The sequence below is a fragment of the Mesonia ostreae genome (assembly GCF_031845265.1).
In the GTDB taxonomy this organism is placed as follows: Bacteria; Bacteroidota; Bacteroidia; order Flavobacteriales; family Flavobacteriaceae; genus Mesonia; species Mesonia ostreae.
In genome coordinates this window covers 110,192-126,865 of record NZ_JAVRBG010000007.1, presented here as the reverse complement: position 1 = coordinate 126,865, position 16,674 = coordinate 110,192, and the positions used below count along the sequence as shown (strand labels likewise).

The 16,674-nt window shown below is 35.2% G+C and carries 14 protein-coding genes; 8 read left to right on the top strand and 6 right to left on the bottom strand.

The genetic code is table 11. The annotated features are described in order from the left end of the window. Window positions 1-131: 131 nt before the first annotated feature. Together RLT85_RS08670 and RLT85_RS08665 are read right to left on the bottom strand one after the other, a co-directional pair. A complete protein-coding gene (locus tag RLT85_RS08670; RefSeq protein ID WP_311401636.1) occupies window positions 132-404 on the bottom strand; it encodes a hypothetical protein in 273 nt (90 codons plus the stop codon). Between the two features lie 415 nt (window positions 405-819). Continuing rightward, window positions 820-2,700 carry a cation:proton antiporter gene (locus tag RLT85_RS08665; protein ID WP_311401635.1) on the bottom strand — a complete coding sequence of 627 codons (1,881 nt, stop codon included), beginning with the start codon at window positions 2,698-2,700 and terminating at the stop codon, window positions 820-822. Between the two features lie 167 nt (window positions 2,701-2,867). Here RLT85_RS08665 and RLT85_RS08660 point away from each other — a divergent pair, with 167 nt between their 5' ends. The 8 genes from RLT85_RS08660 (at window position 2,868) to RLT85_RS08625 (ending at window position 12,717) form a co-directional block, all read left to right on the top strand. Continuing rightward, the gene (locus RLT85_RS08660) at window positions 2,868-3,728 is read left to right on the top strand and encodes an MBL fold metallo-hydrolase (RefSeq protein WP_311401634.1); all 861 of its coding nucleotides are present in this window, start codon (window positions 2,868-2,870) and stop codon (window positions 3,726-3,728) included. A gap of 9 nt (window positions 3,729-3,737) precedes the next feature. Continuing rightward, on the top strand, window positions 3,738-5,417 hold the full coding sequence (locus RLT85_RS08655) for a S8 family serine peptidase (protein WP_311401633.1): 1,680 nt from the start codon (window positions 3,738-3,740) through the stop codon (window positions 5,415-5,417). Between the two features lie 108 nt (window positions 5,418-5,525). Beyond that, a complete protein-coding gene (locus tag RLT85_RS08650; RefSeq protein WP_311401715.1) occupies window positions 5,526-7,364 on the top strand; it encodes a M1 family metallopeptidase in 1,839 nt (612 codons plus the stop codon). Between the two features lie 531 nt (window positions 7,365-7,895). Further along, window positions 7,896-8,276: a ribonuclease P protein component gene (rnpA, locus tag RLT85_RS08645; RefSeq protein WP_311401632.1), complete on the top strand. Its 381-nt coding sequence runs from the start codon at window positions 7,896-7,898 to the stop codon at window positions 8,274-8,276. After that, window positions 8,273-9,901, top strand: coding sequence for a S41 family peptidase (locus tag RLT85_RS08640; RefSeq protein ID WP_311401631.1), 1,629 nt, complete (start codon window positions 8,273-8,275; stop codon window positions 9,899-9,901). Before rnpA ends, RLT85_RS08640 begins: the two co-directional genes overlap by 4 nt. A 222-nt stretch (window positions 9,902-10,123) precedes the next feature. After that, on the top strand, window positions 10,124-10,867 hold the full coding sequence (locus RLT85_RS08635) for a DUF1853 family protein (protein WP_311401630.1): 744 nt from the start codon (window positions 10,124-10,126) through the stop codon (window positions 10,865-10,867). Window positions 10,868-11,286: 419 nt separating this feature from the next. Further along, window positions 11,287-11,994, top strand: coding sequence for a DUF547 domain-containing protein (locus tag RLT85_RS08630; protein ID WP_311401629.1), 708 nt, complete (start codon window positions 11,287-11,289; stop codon window positions 11,992-11,994). Between the two features lie 48 nt (window positions 11,995-12,042). Beyond that, on the top strand, window positions 12,043-12,717 hold the full coding sequence (locus tag RLT85_RS08625; protein WP_311401628.1) for a TIGR04283 family arsenosugar biosynthesis glycosyltransferase: 675 nt from the start codon (window positions 12,043-12,045) through the stop codon (window positions 12,715-12,717). A gap of 56 nt (window positions 12,718-12,773) precedes the next feature. On the opposite strand, the gene RLT85_RS08620 is transcribed toward RLT85_RS08625, so the two are convergent. From RLT85_RS08620 to rpiB, 4 genes are all read right to left on the bottom strand, one after another. Beyond that, window positions 12,774-14,306: a SulP family inorganic anion transporter gene (locus RLT85_RS08620; protein WP_311401627.1), complete on the bottom strand. Its 1,533-nt coding sequence runs from the start codon at window positions 14,304-14,306 to the stop codon at window positions 12,774-12,776. Window positions 14,307-14,514: 208 nt separating this feature from the next. After that, window positions 14,515-14,973, bottom strand: coding sequence for a GNAT family N-acetyltransferase (locus tag RLT85_RS08615; protein WP_311401626.1), 459 nt, complete (start codon window positions 14,971-14,973; stop codon window positions 14,515-14,517). A gap of 3 nt (window positions 14,974-14,976) precedes the next feature. Further along, window positions 14,977-15,831 carry a cation diffusion facilitator family transporter gene (locus RLT85_RS08610; RefSeq protein WP_311401714.1) on the bottom strand — a complete coding sequence of 285 codons (855 nt, stop codon included), beginning with the start codon at window positions 15,829-15,831 and terminating at the stop codon, window positions 14,977-14,979. A 59-nt stretch (window positions 15,832-15,890) separates the two neighbouring features. Next, window positions 15,891-16,322, bottom strand: a complete 432-nt coding sequence (gene rpiB / locus RLT85_RS08605) for a ribose 5-phosphate isomerase B (protein ID WP_311401625.1) — start codon at window positions 16,320-16,322, stop codon at window positions 15,891-15,893. Window positions 16,323-16,674: the final 352 nt, after the last annotated feature.

Sequence of the window (16,674 nt, the reverse complement as noted above, 5' to 3'; positions counted from 1 at the left end):
TAAAAACCAGCCTGCATTACGCAATATTTAACCTAATTCAAATGCATTAAAGGTTTCATACTAATTAAAAGTTCTCCCATAAAAAAACCTCCTTGAAATTTTAGGAGGTTTTATTCTTTGGGTAAGTAAATTTATTTACAGGTTTGTATTGCACTCTGCGCTGCAATAAATTGACTATATGTGGTCCCATCAGGTAAATCTACAGTCGTTTCCGTAGCATTTTCGTCAGTTTGTGTGTAAGAACCATCACCATTATCACAGTATTTTGTTTCCATACTTAATCCACCTGCTTCTAAAGTACATGTTTTACAAGCTGAAGATGCAGATTCACCATCATCATCGCTAGAACATGAAGTGAATGCAAATAAACCGGCGGTCAAAGCCATAAACATCATTTTTTTCATAAATTTAGTTTTTGTTAGTTATGGCTGCAATATTATCGGTTTAAAGTCAAAATAAAAATTTTTATTAAATTTTTTTAAGAAATTTTTAAGAAATTTACTTTATTAGTTCTTTAAAATAAATCAAAACACCGTTCACCTTAACAAATGACAGACTTTTCCCTACATTTGAAATCAATCACAGTTTAAAAAATTTAAGTTTTTAAAAAAGCTGCTTTCCTCTTAAAGGGAAGTTGTCCGCTTCAGCGGACAGAAGGCTTACTCAAATTAAGCTATACAATTGGTATAAAACGAAATTAACATCAAATAAAAGAAATGCAAAAAGCATTTTTTAAACTTCTTAAAGAGGTAAAAAATGCTTTAAAATTATGCCACGCGAAAAGAATATTGTCATCTACTCAACATAAGAAGTATTGATTTAATCTTCGTTTGGATTGTGATCTAAGGTTTCTTCTAAATTAGTTTTTTGAGCTTGATTTTGAGTCTCAAAGGTTTTTCCTATATATACCAAACGAAAGCCCTCTTCAATTTCTACTTCTTGACTGTGAGAAGGGATAATACTAAGGTCACCTTCATTATCTTTAACAAAAAGTGGAATCACTTCAGAATTTGTTTTGGTTAATTCTATCAATCCGCTGTAATGTTCTTGAGAGTTAAGTTCAATTTCTTTAATCTCTGGATGTTTGCGAGCTGTTTCTGTAAGTTTGATGTAATCATCTGTAGGAGAAAACAATCCGGTTTTTGGATTATTTTCTGGATCGTTCATTTCATCAGAAGATACCAATCTAAAAGAACCGTGTTCACCAAAATGATCCTGAAACTTTTCAATAGCAGTTTGGTTAATTTCCGTATTGCCTGTTAAAGCCATCAAATACCCTACATCATTTAATTCCACATTGTTCATTAAATCATCAGAATAGACACTTCCCTCTAAAGCATCTATACCCAGTTTTTTCGCTTTCCTAATATTAATTCTATTATTATCTACTAATACTACGTGACGGCCACTTTTCTTAAGGTACGCTCCTATAAGACGAGAAACCGAAGAAGCTCCAATAATTAAAATGCCTTCACTATGCTTTAAAAATACACCAACCAGTTTGGCAAAGCCTCTGGCTGTTGTTGCGTTTAAAAGCACAGTTCCCAACACAATCATAAAAACCAATGGAGTAATGTACTCTGCTCCTTCTACACCTTGACTAGATAATTTTAGGCCAAATAGAGAAGCAATACCTGCTGCTACAATACCACGTGGTCCCACCCAACTTATAAATAGCTTTTCGTTAAATTTTAAAGAAGAGTTAATACTGCTTAAAAACACACCCAAGGGTCTTATGAGAAAGACTACCACGGCAAAAAGTATTAAAGCATTCCAATTATACACCAAGAGTAAATCTTCCATATTGATATTGGCAGCCAATAAAATAAATAGGATAGAGATAAGAAGAACACTCAAAGATTCTTTGAAATATAAGATTTCTTTAATGTTAGGTAAATTAATATTACCCATAACCATACCCATTACTACCACGGCAAGAAGTCCGCTTTCATGTGCAAACATATCTGATAGTACAAATACGCCTAACACCGTAGCCAAGGTAAAAACGTTAAGTAAGTAATGTGGAATTACTTTTTTCTTGATAGCAAACCCCAAAGCATGAGCAAAGGTAAAACCAAAGGCAAAACCAAAAAGAACAATTTTACCAAACTCTATCATGGCTGTTTGGGTAAACTCGCCCCCTTCTCCGGCTCTAATAAATTCAAAAACTAAAACGGCGACCAGTGCACCTACAGGATCAATTAAAATTCCTTCCCACTTTAAAATGGTTGAGACGTCTTTTTTAAGTGGTATATTTCTTAAGATGGGCGTAATTACTGTTGGTCCAGTCACAATAATAAGACCTGCAAATAAGAAAGAAATTTGCCATGAAAGATCAAATATAAAATGAGCTGCTATTCCTGCGCCTATAAAGGTAACCACTACCGCTACGGTAATTAATTTTACAATTACGGGTCCTACATTTAAAATTTCATCACGCCGTAAGGTGAGCCCTCCCTCAAACAATATTATACTAATAGCTAGAGAAACAAAGTAAAATAAACTTTCTCCAGGAAATAGTCCAGATTCTCCATTCCATATAGGTTCAATTAATTTGGAGCCATCTGCGGTAAATTCTGTTGCAATAGGACCTACAGCAAGTCCTATTAAAATAAGAGGTAAAATGGCAGGAATTTTAAATTTCCAAGCTACCCATTGAGCCAATATTCCTAGTATTATAATTCCGGCGAGTTCTAGCATAAGTAATTATAGATTAATAACAATCGTATTGAATCAACGAAAATAACTTTTTTATTTTAATGTATTTGTTTTATTGCCAAAAGGAATGTTAAATACACTGCCAAAATTGAGATTAAAGCTCTGTTTTTTGTTATTTTGTGGCGCACAGCATTTAAATCAAATTTTTTATGATACTACACCCAATTGAAGCCGGTAATTTTAAATTAGATGGCGGGGCTATGTTTGGTGTTGTTCCAAAAACTTTATGGACAAGAACCAATCCCGCAGATGCTAACAATATGATAGATATTGCTGCTCGCTGCCTCCTTATTGAAAATGGCGATCAACTTATTTTAATTGATAACGGACTAGGAGACAAACAAGACGAAAATTTTTTTAAACACTATCACCGCTGGGGAGACCATTCTTTAGATAAATCTTTACAAGCAAAAGGATTTCATCGCGATGATATTACAGATGTTTTTTTAACACATCTACATTTTGATCACTGCGGCGGAAGTATTCAGTGGAACAAAGATAAAACAGGTTTTGAACCTGCATTTAAAAGAGCTAAATTTTGGACCAATAAAGAACACTGGGATTGGGCTACAAATCCTAACGCCAGAGAAAAAGCTTCCTTTCTGAAGGAAAATTTGCTCCCTATGGAAGAAAGCGGACAGCTTCATTTCTTAAATCGGGATAAAGGATCTCATTTTTATGAAGATTTGGGCTTTGGAGCGCTTTTTGTAGATGGACATACCGATAAACAAATGATTCCGCATATTCAATATCAAGGAAAAACTCTTGTTTTTATGGCAGATTTGCTACCAACCGCAGGTCACGTTCCTTTACCTTATGTAATGGGATACGACACCAGACCTCTATTGACTCTAAACGAGAAAAAAGCATTTTTAGGAAAAGCGGCAGATGAGGATTTTTACTTATTTTTGGAGCACGATGCACACAACGAAATCATCACGCTTAAAAATACCGAAAAAGGAGTACGACACGATAAGACCTATACTTTTAATCAACTATTTAATTCATAAATTATACTGATGAGAAAATCATTTTTAAAATCAACTTTTGCTGCGGCTACAGTAGCCATGATTGCTGCTAGTTGTGGTACAACGGGACCAGTAATCACTTCTACACCTATAGACAATATAGACCAACAACCCCTTAAAACTTCTAGCTTAACAGATACCCAAATGAAAGGATGGGGAGGAGCCGATTTGGTGACCGATACCATTCCTGGAATGAGCGTTCAAAAAGCTTATGATGAAATTCTTAAAGATTATAAGGGAAAAACGGTTATCGTAGGAGTTATTGATAGCGGAGTAGATATTGAGCATGAAGATTTAAAAAACGTTCTTTGGACGAACGAAAAGGAAATTCCAGGAAACGGAATTGATGACGATAAAAACGGATATGTAGATGATATTCACGGATGGAATTTCTTAGGAGACGCTGTCGCAGAAAACTTAGAGTTTGTACGTATTGTAAAAAGACTACAGCCAAAATATGAAGGTAAGACGCCTGCGGAAGTAAGCACGGAAAACAAGGAAGAGTACGCGATGTACCAAAAAGCGCAACAAGAGTTTGAGAAAAAGTTTAATGAAACTACCAAAAATAGCAATTATTACAAGCAGTTGCTTCAAACTTTAGAAGAATCCGAAGAAAAGGTAAGTAAGAAAATAGGTAAAGAAGATTTTTCTAAAGAAGATCTTGCCCAAATGGAAGCCGATACCCAAGAACTTAAAGAAGCAAAAGGCTTTTTAAGTAACATTATGGCAAATATTGGTGATCTTGAGGATGCTAAAAAACAATTGAAAGGAGGAATAGACTATTTCTCTGGAGGCTTAGATACGCATTATAACTTAGATCTTAACGGTCGTGATATTGTAGGAGATGATCCTTATGATATTACAGATACGGACTATGGAAACGGAAATGTTTCTGGTCCAGATCCTAAAAAAGAAGATGCCAAGCATGGTACCCACGTAGCAGGTATCATCGCTGCAGAAAGAAATAACGGGATTGGAATTGACGGAGTTGCTAAAAATGTACAAATTATGGCGGTTAGAGCTGTCCCAGATGGTGATGAGTACGATAAAGATATTGCTTTAGCCATTCGTTATGCAGTAGATAATGGTGCAAAAGTATTAAACACTAGCTTCGGAAAATATTTCTCACAAAATCCAGAGTGGGTCGTAGATGCGATAAAATATGCGGCAGATCATGACGTGCTTATTGTAAATGCAGCAGGAAACGATGCTTTAGATATGGATTCTAGTCGTATTTACCCAAATGATCAAGATCCTGAAAATGTAATGGAATATGCCGACAACTTCTTAACGGTTGGGGCTTCTAATTATGAATATGGGTCTAAAGTAGTAGCGAGTTTCTCTAACTACGGTCAAACCAATGTAGATGTATTTGCGCCAGGTACAAAAATCTGGTCAACGACTCCATTAAACGAATATGAGTTTTTACAAGGTACTTCAATGGCCTCTCCAGCTGTGGCAGGAGTTGCAGCTTTAATTAGATCTTACTATCCAAAATTAACTGCAGCACAAGTTAAAAATGTGATTATGCAAAGCGGTTTACCCTCAAAAGCAGATGTTATTGTAGGAGGAGATGCTAAAGATGTAAGACCTTTTAATGAACTTTCAGTTTCAGGAAAAATGGTTAACCTATACAATGCATTAATTTTAGCCGATAAAATGTCTAAATAAAAACACGTAATCAATCACTTAAAAGGTGTTCCATTCTTTATAGTTTTCAGTAAATGCTAACTTTACGGAATTGGAACACTTTTTTTTAAATTATAACTTATGATGAATATGAAATCTCAATGCTTTTTAGTCGGACTTTTTATCTGTTCGGCAATGACAAGTTTTGCACAAAATAGTACTTCGTATTGGCAGCAGCATGTCGATTATAAAATGGAGGTAGATGTAAATGTAAAAGATTACACATATACCGGGACGCAAGAACTGACCTATACTAACAACTCGCCAGATACTCTTGATCAAGTATTTTACCATTTATTTTTTAATGCTTTCCAACCAGGAAGCGAAATGGATGTAAGATCTAGAACTATTCAAGATCCAGACAGTAGAGTAGGAGACCGTATTAGTCAGCTTTCCGAAGAGGAAATTGGATTTTTAAAAATAGATCAACTAAAACAAGATCGTAAAAAATTAGATTACAAAGTAGTTGGTACCGTTTTGCAAGTAAATTTAGCAAAACCACTTTTGCCAGGTGAAAAAACTACATTTAAAATGAAGTTTAACGGACAAGTACCCGTGCAGGTTCGCCGTTCTGGAAGAAACAGTGAAGAAGGGGTGGCACTTTCTATGTCGCAGTGGTATCCAAAATTAGCCGAATATGATTTTGAAGGCTGGCACGCAGATGCCTATATTGGAAGAGAATTTCACGGAGTTTGGGGAGATTTTGACGTAAAAATTACTATTGATAAAGACTACATTCTTGGCGGAACTGGTTACCTACAAAATCCTCAAGAAATTGGTTATGGGTATGAAAAAGAAGGAACCAAGGTAAAACGTAGAGGTAAAAAACTTACGTGGCACTTTGTAGCACCGCAAGTGCATGACTTTACTTGGGGAGCAGATCCAGAGTTTGTTCACGATAAACGTGTAGCTAAAGATGGTACGGTATTGCACTTTTTATACAAAGACAATCCCTCGTATGAAAAGGAAAATAATTTTACCGAAAACTGGAAAAACCTTCAGCCTAAAACAGAAGACCTACTTATGTTTTTTAACGAACATATTGGACCTTATCCTTACGATCAATATTCGGTGATTCAAGGAGGAGATGGTGGTATGGAATATGCCATGTCTACTTTAATTACGGGGAACCGTACCTTTGGAAGTTTGGTAGGCGTAACGGCTCACGAATTAGCGCATGCATGGTTTCAAGGTCTTATGGCGACTAATGAATCTAAACACGAGTGGATGGATGAAGGTTTTACCACCTACATTTCTACCTTAGCAGAAAACGAAGTACTTTCAGAAGGAAAAGAAAATCCTTTAAGTGGCGCTTACCGCGGATATACCTATTTAGCCAATTCTGGTTCAGAACAACCACAAAGTACGCATGCAGATCGTTACCACCTTAATCAGGCTTATGGATTGACTGCTTACTCTAAAGGAGCTATATTTTTATCTCAATTAGGATACATTATTGGAGAAGAAAATTTAGCTAAAACATTACATAAATATTACCAAGATTGGAAATACAAGCACCCTACGCCCAACGATTTTAAGCGTATTGCAGAAAAAGTAAGTGGAGCTCAACTAGATTGGTATTTAACCGATTGGACGCAAACCACCAATACTATAGATTACGGAATTAAAGAAGTAACCGAAGAGGACGGTAAAACAAACGTAGTATTAGAGCGATTAGGACAAATGCCTATGCCTTTAGACGTACGTGTTACCTATACCGATGGAAGTACTAAAGAATATTACATCCCGTTAAGAATGATGTATTTTAATAAACCGGGAGCTCAAAACATTCAAGAAGATTGGGCTTGGGCAATTCCTACGTACGATTTAACGATTGAAGGAGCAAAATCTACCATCAAAAAAATTGAAATAGATCCTTCTCAAATGATGGCAGATTCTAAAAGAGATAATAACGTTTTTGAAAACTAGAGATTAAACATTATCATTTTAAAAAGCCGTTTCAAATTAAGTTTTGAAGCAGCTTTTTTGTTTATATAGGTTAATATAACGAAGATGTGAAAACCAATTTTTAAGTATTTGTATATTTCTACACACCCCCTAACCCCTCTTTTTAGAGGGGAGAAAAACGATATAGACGAGAAAAATTCTAAATAAATCTGTAGAAATAGTTGATCACAAAATTTCCCCTCTTAAAGCATGTGCTGAGCCCCGTCGAAGTAAGGGGTAAATTTTTTAAGGAATTTATTCCAAAGGAAAATTGGGGTGTGTACACGTGAAGTTGAAAGTGAAAAATGAAAAAACTCCCCTCTAAAAAGAGGGGCAGATTTTTCAAGGAATTTATTCCGAAGAAAAATTGGGGTGTGTACACGTGAAGTTGATATAGAAAACCAAATCAAAATAAATACCTATAATTCAATTTATAATCTAGAAAGTCTATCATTTTTCAGCAAATCCAATACCTAATTTTAAAGTAGAAATCCTATTCCTTATCTTTACGGAATGAATCAAGGATACTCTAAAGAAGAAAAACTTAAAAGCAAGATCCAAATTGGGCAGCTTTTTGAAGAAGGAAGATCAGTGAAAAGTTTTCCGCTAAAGCTTATGTATCATCCTATTCTCGGGGAAGAACATTATCATAAAATAGGGGTTTCTGTGCCCAAAAGAAATTTTAAACTGGCGGTAACACGTAACCGAATCAAGCGGTTATTACGAGAAAACTACCGCAAACAAAAGAATGCATTGCCTATAGATACTAAAAAATACAGTATGATGTTTATCTACACAGGACGAAAAGAATTGAAATCTAGCGAGATAGAAGTCGCTATGAAAAAATTAATTCATAAATTTATAGAGACAGAATTGAAAGCCGACGCCTTATGAAAAAACGCATTCTCGTTCCCCTTCTTGCCATTGGGATCTTAATCACCACGGCAAGTGCTCGTTATAAATCAGATTTTTTTGAAATCGCCAAACAAATAGAGATTTTCACTACTTTGTTTAAGGAAATTAACATGAATTATGTGGATGAAACCAATCCGGCAGACTTGATGGATACAGCAATCACAGCCATGTTAGCCGATTTAGATCCTTATACCAATTACTGGAATCAGCAGGAAGTAGAACAAGCAAAAATTCAGAATTTCGGGCAGTATACCGGGATTGGTGCCAATGTGTTTACCCAAGAACACAAAATAAAGCTCATGGAAGTCTACCAAGATTATCCGGCAGACAAAGCGGGTTTAAAACCTGGAGACGAAATCATTCAAATTGGAGATGTAATGCTTAAAGATTTTGACGAAGATGCAGGAGAGCTATTAAAAGGAGCTCCCAACAGCAAAGTGAACTTAAAATATATCCGTCAAGGAAAAACAGAGCAAACTACGCTCACTAGAGAGGCTGTAGAAATTAAAGCGGTTCCTTTTTATGAACTCACTTCAGATAAAATTGGCTATATCGTTTTGTCTAAATTTAATCGTAAAGCTTCTTCGGAAGTTGCCACAGCGCTCAAAAATTTAAAAGAACAAGGTGCCGAAAAAATCATTCTAGATCTTCGTGGGAATCCTGGTGGCTTATTAACCGAAGCTGTAAACGTGACCAATATTTTTGTTCCGAAGGGAGAAATTATAACCACCACCAAATCGACCATAGAAAAATACAACCAGATTTATAAAACCCAAAAAGACCCTATGGATACTGAGATTCCATTAGCGGTATTGATCAATGGGAAAAGTGCTTCTGCCAGCGAGATTGTTTCTGGAAGTTTACAAGATTTAGACCGAGCTGTGGTGATTGGTGCTAGGAGTTTTGGAAAAGGATTAGTACAACGTCCCAAGCAACTTTCTTATGGCACGCAATTAAAAGTGACCATTTCTAGATATTACACGCCAAGCGGAAGATGTATCCAAGCTTTAGATTATTGGAACCGTGATGAAAGCGGGAATGCCACCAAAACTAAAGTAGAGGATTACAACGAATTTACGACGCGCAATGGTAGAAAGGTATATGATGGCGGCGGTATTTTACCCGATGTAAAGTTAGAAACTTCAGAATACAGCGCGGTGACCAACGCTTTATTGCAAGAGCAAATCATCTTTAATTATGCTACCGAGTATTATTATTCTCACGCTGACATCAATTTAAATGATTTCGTTTTCACGGATAAAGATTTTGCCGACTTTAAAAAATTTCTAGAAAAAGCAGATTTTAGTTATGAAACCGATACAGAAAAGCAACTTAAAAAACTGATGCAGACTTCTAAAAAAGAAGGCTATCAAGAAGCGATTGCTAAAACCCAACAAAATATGCTAAAAGAGATTGAAGCGGCAAAACAACAGCAAATCGAGGCTAAGAAGCACGAAATTGAGCGTTTGTTAAGCGATGAGATTATAAAACGTTATCATTATGAGCAAGGTTTATATACGTATTATTTAAGTCATAATCCCGAGATTAAAAAAGCAAAAGAAATTCTAAACAACAGTTCTGCGTATCGCAACATTTTAAATTAAATTAGAAAAGAATCGGCTTCAATAATCACCAGACCTCCCAGGTTTCGGAAATCTGGGAGGTCTCTCTTTTAGTTAAAACTAAGAATAGAATAAGGTTTTGGATATCATGGTACTGTCGAAGATTATTCATATAAACACTTTTAAAAAATTAAAAACAAACTCGCATATCAAGGTTTTCTAAACACAGCCTCTATCTTTTTACCCAAAAAGAATAGGTTTGACTTGAATGTTTTCTATTTACCTAAAAATTATAGAAATTCCTTTACGGAAGAAATTGCACCGAGTTTAGTCTTGGGAAAACGCGCAGAACGCTTTTTTAAATTTACTATTAAGGAAAGTACTCGCTATAAAATGAAGGCTCAAAACCTTCAGGTGATTTATGAAAAGAAAACCTTAGGGGAGTTTGATTTTTTTGTGGAAGACCTCCAAGAACGTTCTTTGCTTCATATAGAGTTGGTGTATAAATTTTACTTATTTGATCCTTCGGTTTCTAAAGAAGAGGAATTAAAATGTTGGATTGGACCTAACCGAAAAGACAGTTTTTTAAGAAAGATTCATCACTTAAAGACGCATCAGCTGCCTTTAGTATTCCGTAAAGAAAGTGAAGATATTTTACATCAGCAGCAAATGAATCCGCGTAAGCTAAAACAAAAAGTATGCTTTAAAGCCAATTTATTTGTTCCTAAAACATTTAAGAAAACAACCTATGAACTCATTAATCCCAGCGCTATTGTTGGCTATTGGATGCATCGAGATGAATTTACAAAAGAAGAGTTTGGAGAAGGCAGTTATTTTTCTCCGCAAAAAAAAGACTGGCCGGTAGATCCCAAACATCAGGAAGAGTGGAAAGCATATGACAACATTCTTCAAGAGATTGAGTATCTTTTTAAGCACCAAAAAGCGGCTTTTATTTGGCGTAAAAAAACCGATAATAGTTTTGAACGCTTTTTCGTGGTTTGGTGGTAAACACAGGAATTTTACCCAAATAAAACTTGTTTTTAAGCTTTTTCGTAAGTTTATAGAATGATTTACCACAATTAATACGACAAGGCTGTAGTGGAAAAGCATTTGGATGATTTGAAATTTTTAAACTCGCTTTCCTTTGGAAAGGTCCGCCCAGACGAAACGTTTGGATGGGGTTTGGCCTGCATGCTGGCATAGACAGAATTAGGATGGGTTATAATTTTTATCATCTCATCCCCTCCTAAATCCTCCCCTGAGGGGAGGACTTAAAAACATCGCTTTATTAAATTAGAACCTACTAAAACTTATCTATGAAACTAAAATCAAGTACTTTAAAAAGTTGTTGCACCTTTATTGCATTGTTTTTCTCTATGTTTTTAGTGGCTTGTGGAACTTGTAGTTAGGAAACGACTCAGTTGAGTTTGACGCAGCAACAAGTAGATCCTTTTAAAATTTCTAAAGATTTTTATGATGCGGTTAAAGAAGGTAAAAACGCTGATAAATATGCGCAACAATTGGCCGATCTTTCTCCAGAAGTTCTTAAAAAAACCTTACAAAATGGTACGCAAAAGAAAGCATTCTGGCTTAATGTGTACAACACCTATGTGCAATACCTCCTAAAAGATAATCCAGATTTATATCAAGATAGGTCTGCTTTTTTTAAAGACAATCTCTTTGTTGTTGTGGGAGAAGAAACAAGTTTAGATGTATTAGAACACGGTTTGTTACGCAATTCTAGAATTAAGGTTTCGTTGGGTTATGTAAAAGATCCTTTTGCGTCTAGTTTTGAAAAAGATTTTAGGGTAGAGGAAATTGATTGGAGAATTCATTTTGCGCTTAATTGCGGAGCAAAAAGTTGTCCGCCAGTAAGCTATTATACCGTTGAGGATTTAGATAAGCAATTGGAAGCTTCGGCAAAGAAATATTTAAAGAAGGAGGTAGAACATAAAAAAAACGAAGAAAAGGTATATGTTCCTGCTTTAATGAGTTGGTTTAGAGCCGATTTTGGCGGAAAAGACGGTGTTGTAAAGATTCTAAAAAACTATGAATTAATTCCCTCTGACAAAGATCCCGATGTGGAGTTCTTAGATTATAACTGGGAGTTGGATGTAGATAATTATACTGATTAAAAATCGGTTTAAAATTAAAAACAAATTCACTTTTTCTCACCTCATCCTATGACTCTTAGTATTATAATTCCAGTAATTAACGAAGAATTTCACTTAAAAAAACTTTTACCACTGTTAGTAAAAAGTGCTGCTAAAGAAGTAATTCTAGTAGATGGAGGAAGCACCGATGACTCCAAGAAAATAGCAGAAGATCTAGGCGCTAAAGTAATAGATGCACCCAAAAGCAGAGCCAAACAAATGAATGCTGGAGCAGAAGCGGCAATAGGAGACGTTCTTTATTTTGTACATGCAGATAGCATTCCGCCTGCTAGCTTTTATGAAGATATTGAAGCTCATCTTAAAAAAGACATTCCTTTTGGTTGCTTTAGGTCTCTATTTGATACTAAAAATACCTTTTTAAGAATTAATAGTTACTTTTCTCGCTATAAAGGAATGATGTTTAGAGGAGGCGGACAAACCCTCTGGATTAGCAAAAGATTCTTTGAAGAATTAAAGGGCTATGATGAGTCGCTAAAGTTAATGGAAGAATACGATTTTATAAAAAGAGCGAGTCAAAAAGCCAATTATAAAGTGATTCAGAAAGATGTTTTGGTAAGTACTAGAACTTATGATACCAATGGGAATTTTAAAACTCAGTTTATATATGGTCTTATTATGTTTGGTTTCTTCCGTGGAGTCAACCAAGACCGACTCATAAAATTTGGTAGACGTTGGCTTAAATAGACAAGCTCGAGACAAGATTCCGAGGTATTATTTACTTTATTCAGTTAAAAAATAGTTTACTTACCCATTACTTTATAGCTAGGATCTTCAATAATATTGACATCTATAATCTTTTCGGCATTTTGTAAAAGTCTTCTACAATCTGCACTTAAATGCTTTAAATGTACTTTTTTACCCTGTTGCAAATAACGATCGGTGATTTTGTTTACTGCATCGATGGCGCTCATATCGGTAATTTTACTGTCGGCAAAATCGATAACAATTTCTTCAGGATCATTTTCTACATCAAACTTATCTATAAACGCCGTGGTAGAACCAAAGAAAAGAGGTCCGTATAACTCATAATGTTTTACGCCGTCTTCATCAATTCTTTTTCTTGCTCTAATACGTTTGGCGCTTTCCCAAGCAAACACCAAAGCAGAAATAATCACTCCAATCAATACTGCAAGTGCCAAATTATGTAGAAAAATTGTGATTAAAGTAACCACTAGCATCACAAAAATATCGTGCTTTGGCATTTTGGTAAAAGCTTTAAAACTCGCCCACTCAAATGTACCAAAAGCCACCATAATCATCACACCAACTAGCGCTGCCATAGGTAGCAATTCAATCACAGGAGCGCCAACCAAAATAATGGTTAAAATGGTTAGAGAAGCAATAATACCAGACAATCTAGCTCTAGAACCTGATGATAAATTCACTAGAGTTTGTGCAATCATAGGACAACCACCCATTCCAAAAAAGAAACCATTGGCAATATTTGCGGTTCCTTGAGCCAAACATTCTTTATTACTATTTCCTTTAGTTCCTGTAATTTCATCTACTAGGTTCAAGGTAAGTAAACCTTCGGTAAGACCCACAGCGGCCATAATAAGTCCGTACGGAAGTATAATTTTTAAAGTTTCTAAAGTAAACGGAACATTAGGAACGTGAAACGGCGGTAAACTTCCGCTAACGGAAGCAATATCCACTACTTGTTTGGTATCTATATTAAATACTAAAACAATCCCAAAGACCACTAAAATAGCCACTAAAGAGGCAGGAATAGCTTTGGTAAACTTAGGTAAGATCACAATAATGGCGATGGTTAATGCGACTAAGGTTAGCATAATTAAAAGCGGAGTACCCGTTAACCATTCAATCTCGCCGTTAAAAACGGTTTTAAATTGCTCCATCTGAGACATAAAAATTATAACCGCTAATCCATTTACAAAACCAAACATAACGGGTTGTGGCACCAAACGTATAAATTTCCCTAATTTAAAAAGACCTACGATAATCTGAATAATCCCCGCCATGGCTACTGCCGCAAATACATAATCTAAACCGTGAGAATTCATTAATGCAATTAACACCACTACGGTGGCTCCCGCTCCTCCAGAAACCATTCCTGGTCTACCACCAAAAATAGCGGTAATCAATCCCATAATAAAGGCTGCATATAAACCTACCAATGGAGGAAAACCCGCAAGAATAGCAAAAGAAAGCGATTCTGGAATCATCGTCATCGCCACAGTAAGGCCTGCTAGAATTTCTATTTTAAAATCTACTTTCTGCTTAAAATCGAAAAGGTTCAGAACTTTTTTCATTAATGGGATATTGAATTTCCGTTAAACGGAATAAATTTTTTTAAAAATTATATAGAGATTTCCTAGAAACAGGAAAGAATATAGGCGAAAAACGTGCGCTATGGCGGCGTAAGTTTAAATAGATATGTGTTTAAATTTTTTTGCATAAGAGTTTGCAAAACTATTCATAAAAAGCTTTTCTCGCAAGAGATTGGTTACTAAGTTTTTATTAGTCTTTTTTTAGCATCGCAATATGCGGAATCCCATCTTCTAAGTAGCCTTTTCCCAGCGGATTAAATTGATGAGATTCATAAAATCTGGTAAGGTATTGTTGTGCAGAAAGTTTTATTTTTTTGGTCTGGTATTCGTCTTCAATCGCTTTGATAGAAGCTTCTAAAATGAGGTGTCCAAAACCATATTTTCGCTGTGATTTTTCTACCACCACACGACCAATTGCTGCTTCTTCAAAATATATATGCGGAGCATAACAACGTGTGTAAGCCACCAATTTATCGTTATAAAAACCTAAAATGTGTAAAGCTTGTTCGTCTTTACCATCTATATCTTGGTAAATACAATCTTGTTCTATCACAAAGACTTCTGCACGCAATTGAAGTATCGCATAAAGTTCTGATAAACTTAAATCTTTAAATTGTTTTATTTGAATGCCTAATTGTGGGTTTTTCATTACTTAATCTTGAACAATAATATCTTTGGGATCTTCTTTGTTAAACTCAGGTTGAATATTGATGTGGTTGATACGAAATTCATCAAAAGCTACTTTTTCTATTTTGGAGAGAATCACATCAAATTCTGAAATCGAAATATTGGTATGAAACTCTACGTGAGCCTCTAAATGCACTTCTTTTTCATTGAGTTGCCAAATATGAATGTGGTGTATATTTTTAATTTCTTCAATTTCACAAACCGAATCTACAATGTCTTTTATCACAATATCACTAGGTGTAAACAACATCAATACATTAAAGGAGGATCTTAAAAGATCATAACCCACCACAATTAAATAGATAGCAATCCCAGCGGTTAATACACTATCTATCCAAAAAAGCTGGTAATATTTCATCAATAAACCTCCTATTAACACCGCTACAGAAGCCAACATATCGGTTATTAAATGAAGGTAAGCAGAACGCATATTCATATTGGTTTTACTATCGGCTTTCATAAGCAAAACACTTATTCCATTTCCTGCAATGGCTAAAATAGCCAACCAAATGACTAGAGTAGAATCTATACTTTGCGGATTAAAATAGCGTTCTATCGCTTCTTTTATCAATAAAATAGCAATGACGATTAACGAGGAAGCATTGATAAAAGCGGCGATAATTTCGGCTCTTTTGTAGCCAAAAGTTTTACTAACTGAAGCTTCTCTAGCCGATAATTTATTGGCGATGTAACTTATAATTAAAGAAACCACATCGCTAAAATTATGTAGCGCATCAGAAAGTAAAGACAAACTCCCGCTTACGAGGCCGCCTACCACTTGGGCGATCGTAATGATGATATTCAAAATAATGGATATCATCAAATTTTTCCCTTTTACGGGAGCGTGAGAATGGGAATGGTTATGCAAACTCCTGCGGTTTATTTACAAGCTATTTTTTCAACTCTTTTTTGATGTCTTCCGCCTTCAAAAGGAGTAGCTATAAATGTTTTTACCATATCAATAGCTTGATGCATAGAAGTAAATCTTGCCGGAATACTCAATACATTAGCATCGTTATGTTCTCTTGCCAATTTAGTAATTTCTTGGCTCCAACACAAAGCACATCGTACGTGCTGGTGTTTATTGGCGGTCATGGAGGCTCCGTTTCCGCTTCCGCAGATAATAATTCCAAATTCTACTTTTCCTTCCTCCACATCTCTTGCCACAGGATGTATAAAATCTGGATAGTCTACACTATCTTCTGTATTGGTGCCGTGATTAATGACGTTGATCTTGTTTTTTTCTAAAAATGAAATAATTTCATTTTTATACTCCGTTCCTGCGTGGTCGTTACCTATAGCGATTGTCATGAGCTTGGTGTTGATTAGTTATACAAAGGTAAGAGAAAGCTTAAAATGAGTCGATATTTTGCGATGTTAATTCTATTTCTTAAAAATTTGAAGATGAGTTCTTTACTATTAACCACCAATTGTGCATAAGTGGCGGTTACTTTTTACAAGTAAAATTTGCTTTTCCATTATTTATTTCCAAGGGATGATGATGTTGAATAATCCTAGGGAAGTTGTTATTATTTTAAAAAAACTTATCAGCATTCAAATCACACTTGTCAACATCAAAAAATTGTAAATAGAATTAACTATATGCTATTAACTTCTCTATTCACCATTGTTAACAATTAAGTATAAAAACAGAGAATTCAAG

What these genes read in the sequence shown, in the direction of transcription:
- RLT85_RS08615 (WP_311401626.1), bottom strand. Translation starts at nt 14,973, where the DNA reads ATGAAAAACCCACAATTAGGCATTCAAATAAAACAATTTAAAGATTTA.
- RLT85_RS08640 (WP_311401631.1), top strand. Translation starts at nt 8,273, where the DNA reads ATGAAAAAACGCATTCTCGTTCCCCTTCTTGCCATTGGGATCTTAATC.
- RLT85_RS08610 (WP_311401714.1), bottom strand. Translation starts at nt 15,831, where the DNA reads ATGATATCCATTATTTTGAATATCATCATTACGATCGCCCAAGTGGTA.
- RLT85_RS08660 (WP_311401634.1), top strand. Translation starts at nt 2,868, where the DNA reads ATGATACTACACCCAATTGAAGCCGGTAATTTTAAATTAGATGGCGGG.
- rpiB (WP_311401625.1), bottom strand. Translation starts at nt 16,322, where the DNA reads ATGACAATCGCTATAGGTAACGACCACGCAGGAACGGAGTATAAAAAT.
- RLT85_RS08665 (WP_311401635.1), bottom strand. Translation starts at nt 2,700, where the DNA reads ATGCTAGAACTCGCCGGAATTATAATACTAGGAATATTGGCTCAATGG.
- RLT85_RS08655 (WP_311401633.1), top strand. Translation starts at nt 3,738, where the DNA reads ATGAGAAAATCATTTTTAAAATCAACTTTTGCTGCGGCTACAGTAGCC.
- rnpA (WP_311401632.1), top strand. Translation starts at nt 7,896, where the DNA reads ATGAATCAAGGATACTCTAAAGAAGAAAAACTTAAAAGCAAGATCCAA.
- RLT85_RS08620 (WP_311401627.1), bottom strand. Translation starts at nt 14,306, where the DNA reads ATGAAAAAAGTTCTGAACCTTTTCGATTTTAAGCAGAAAGTAGATTTT.
- RLT85_RS08625 (WP_311401628.1), top strand. Translation starts at nt 12,043, where the DNA reads ATGACTCTTAGTATTATAATTCCAGTAATTAACGAAGAATTTCACTTA.
- RLT85_RS08650 (WP_311401715.1), top strand. Translation starts at nt 5,526, where the DNA reads ATGAAATCTCAATGCTTTTTAGTCGGACTTTTTATCTGTTCGGCAATG.
- RLT85_RS08670 (WP_311401636.1), bottom strand. Translation starts at nt 404, where the DNA reads ATGAAAAAAATGATGTTTATGGCTTTGACCGCCGGTTTATTTGCATTC.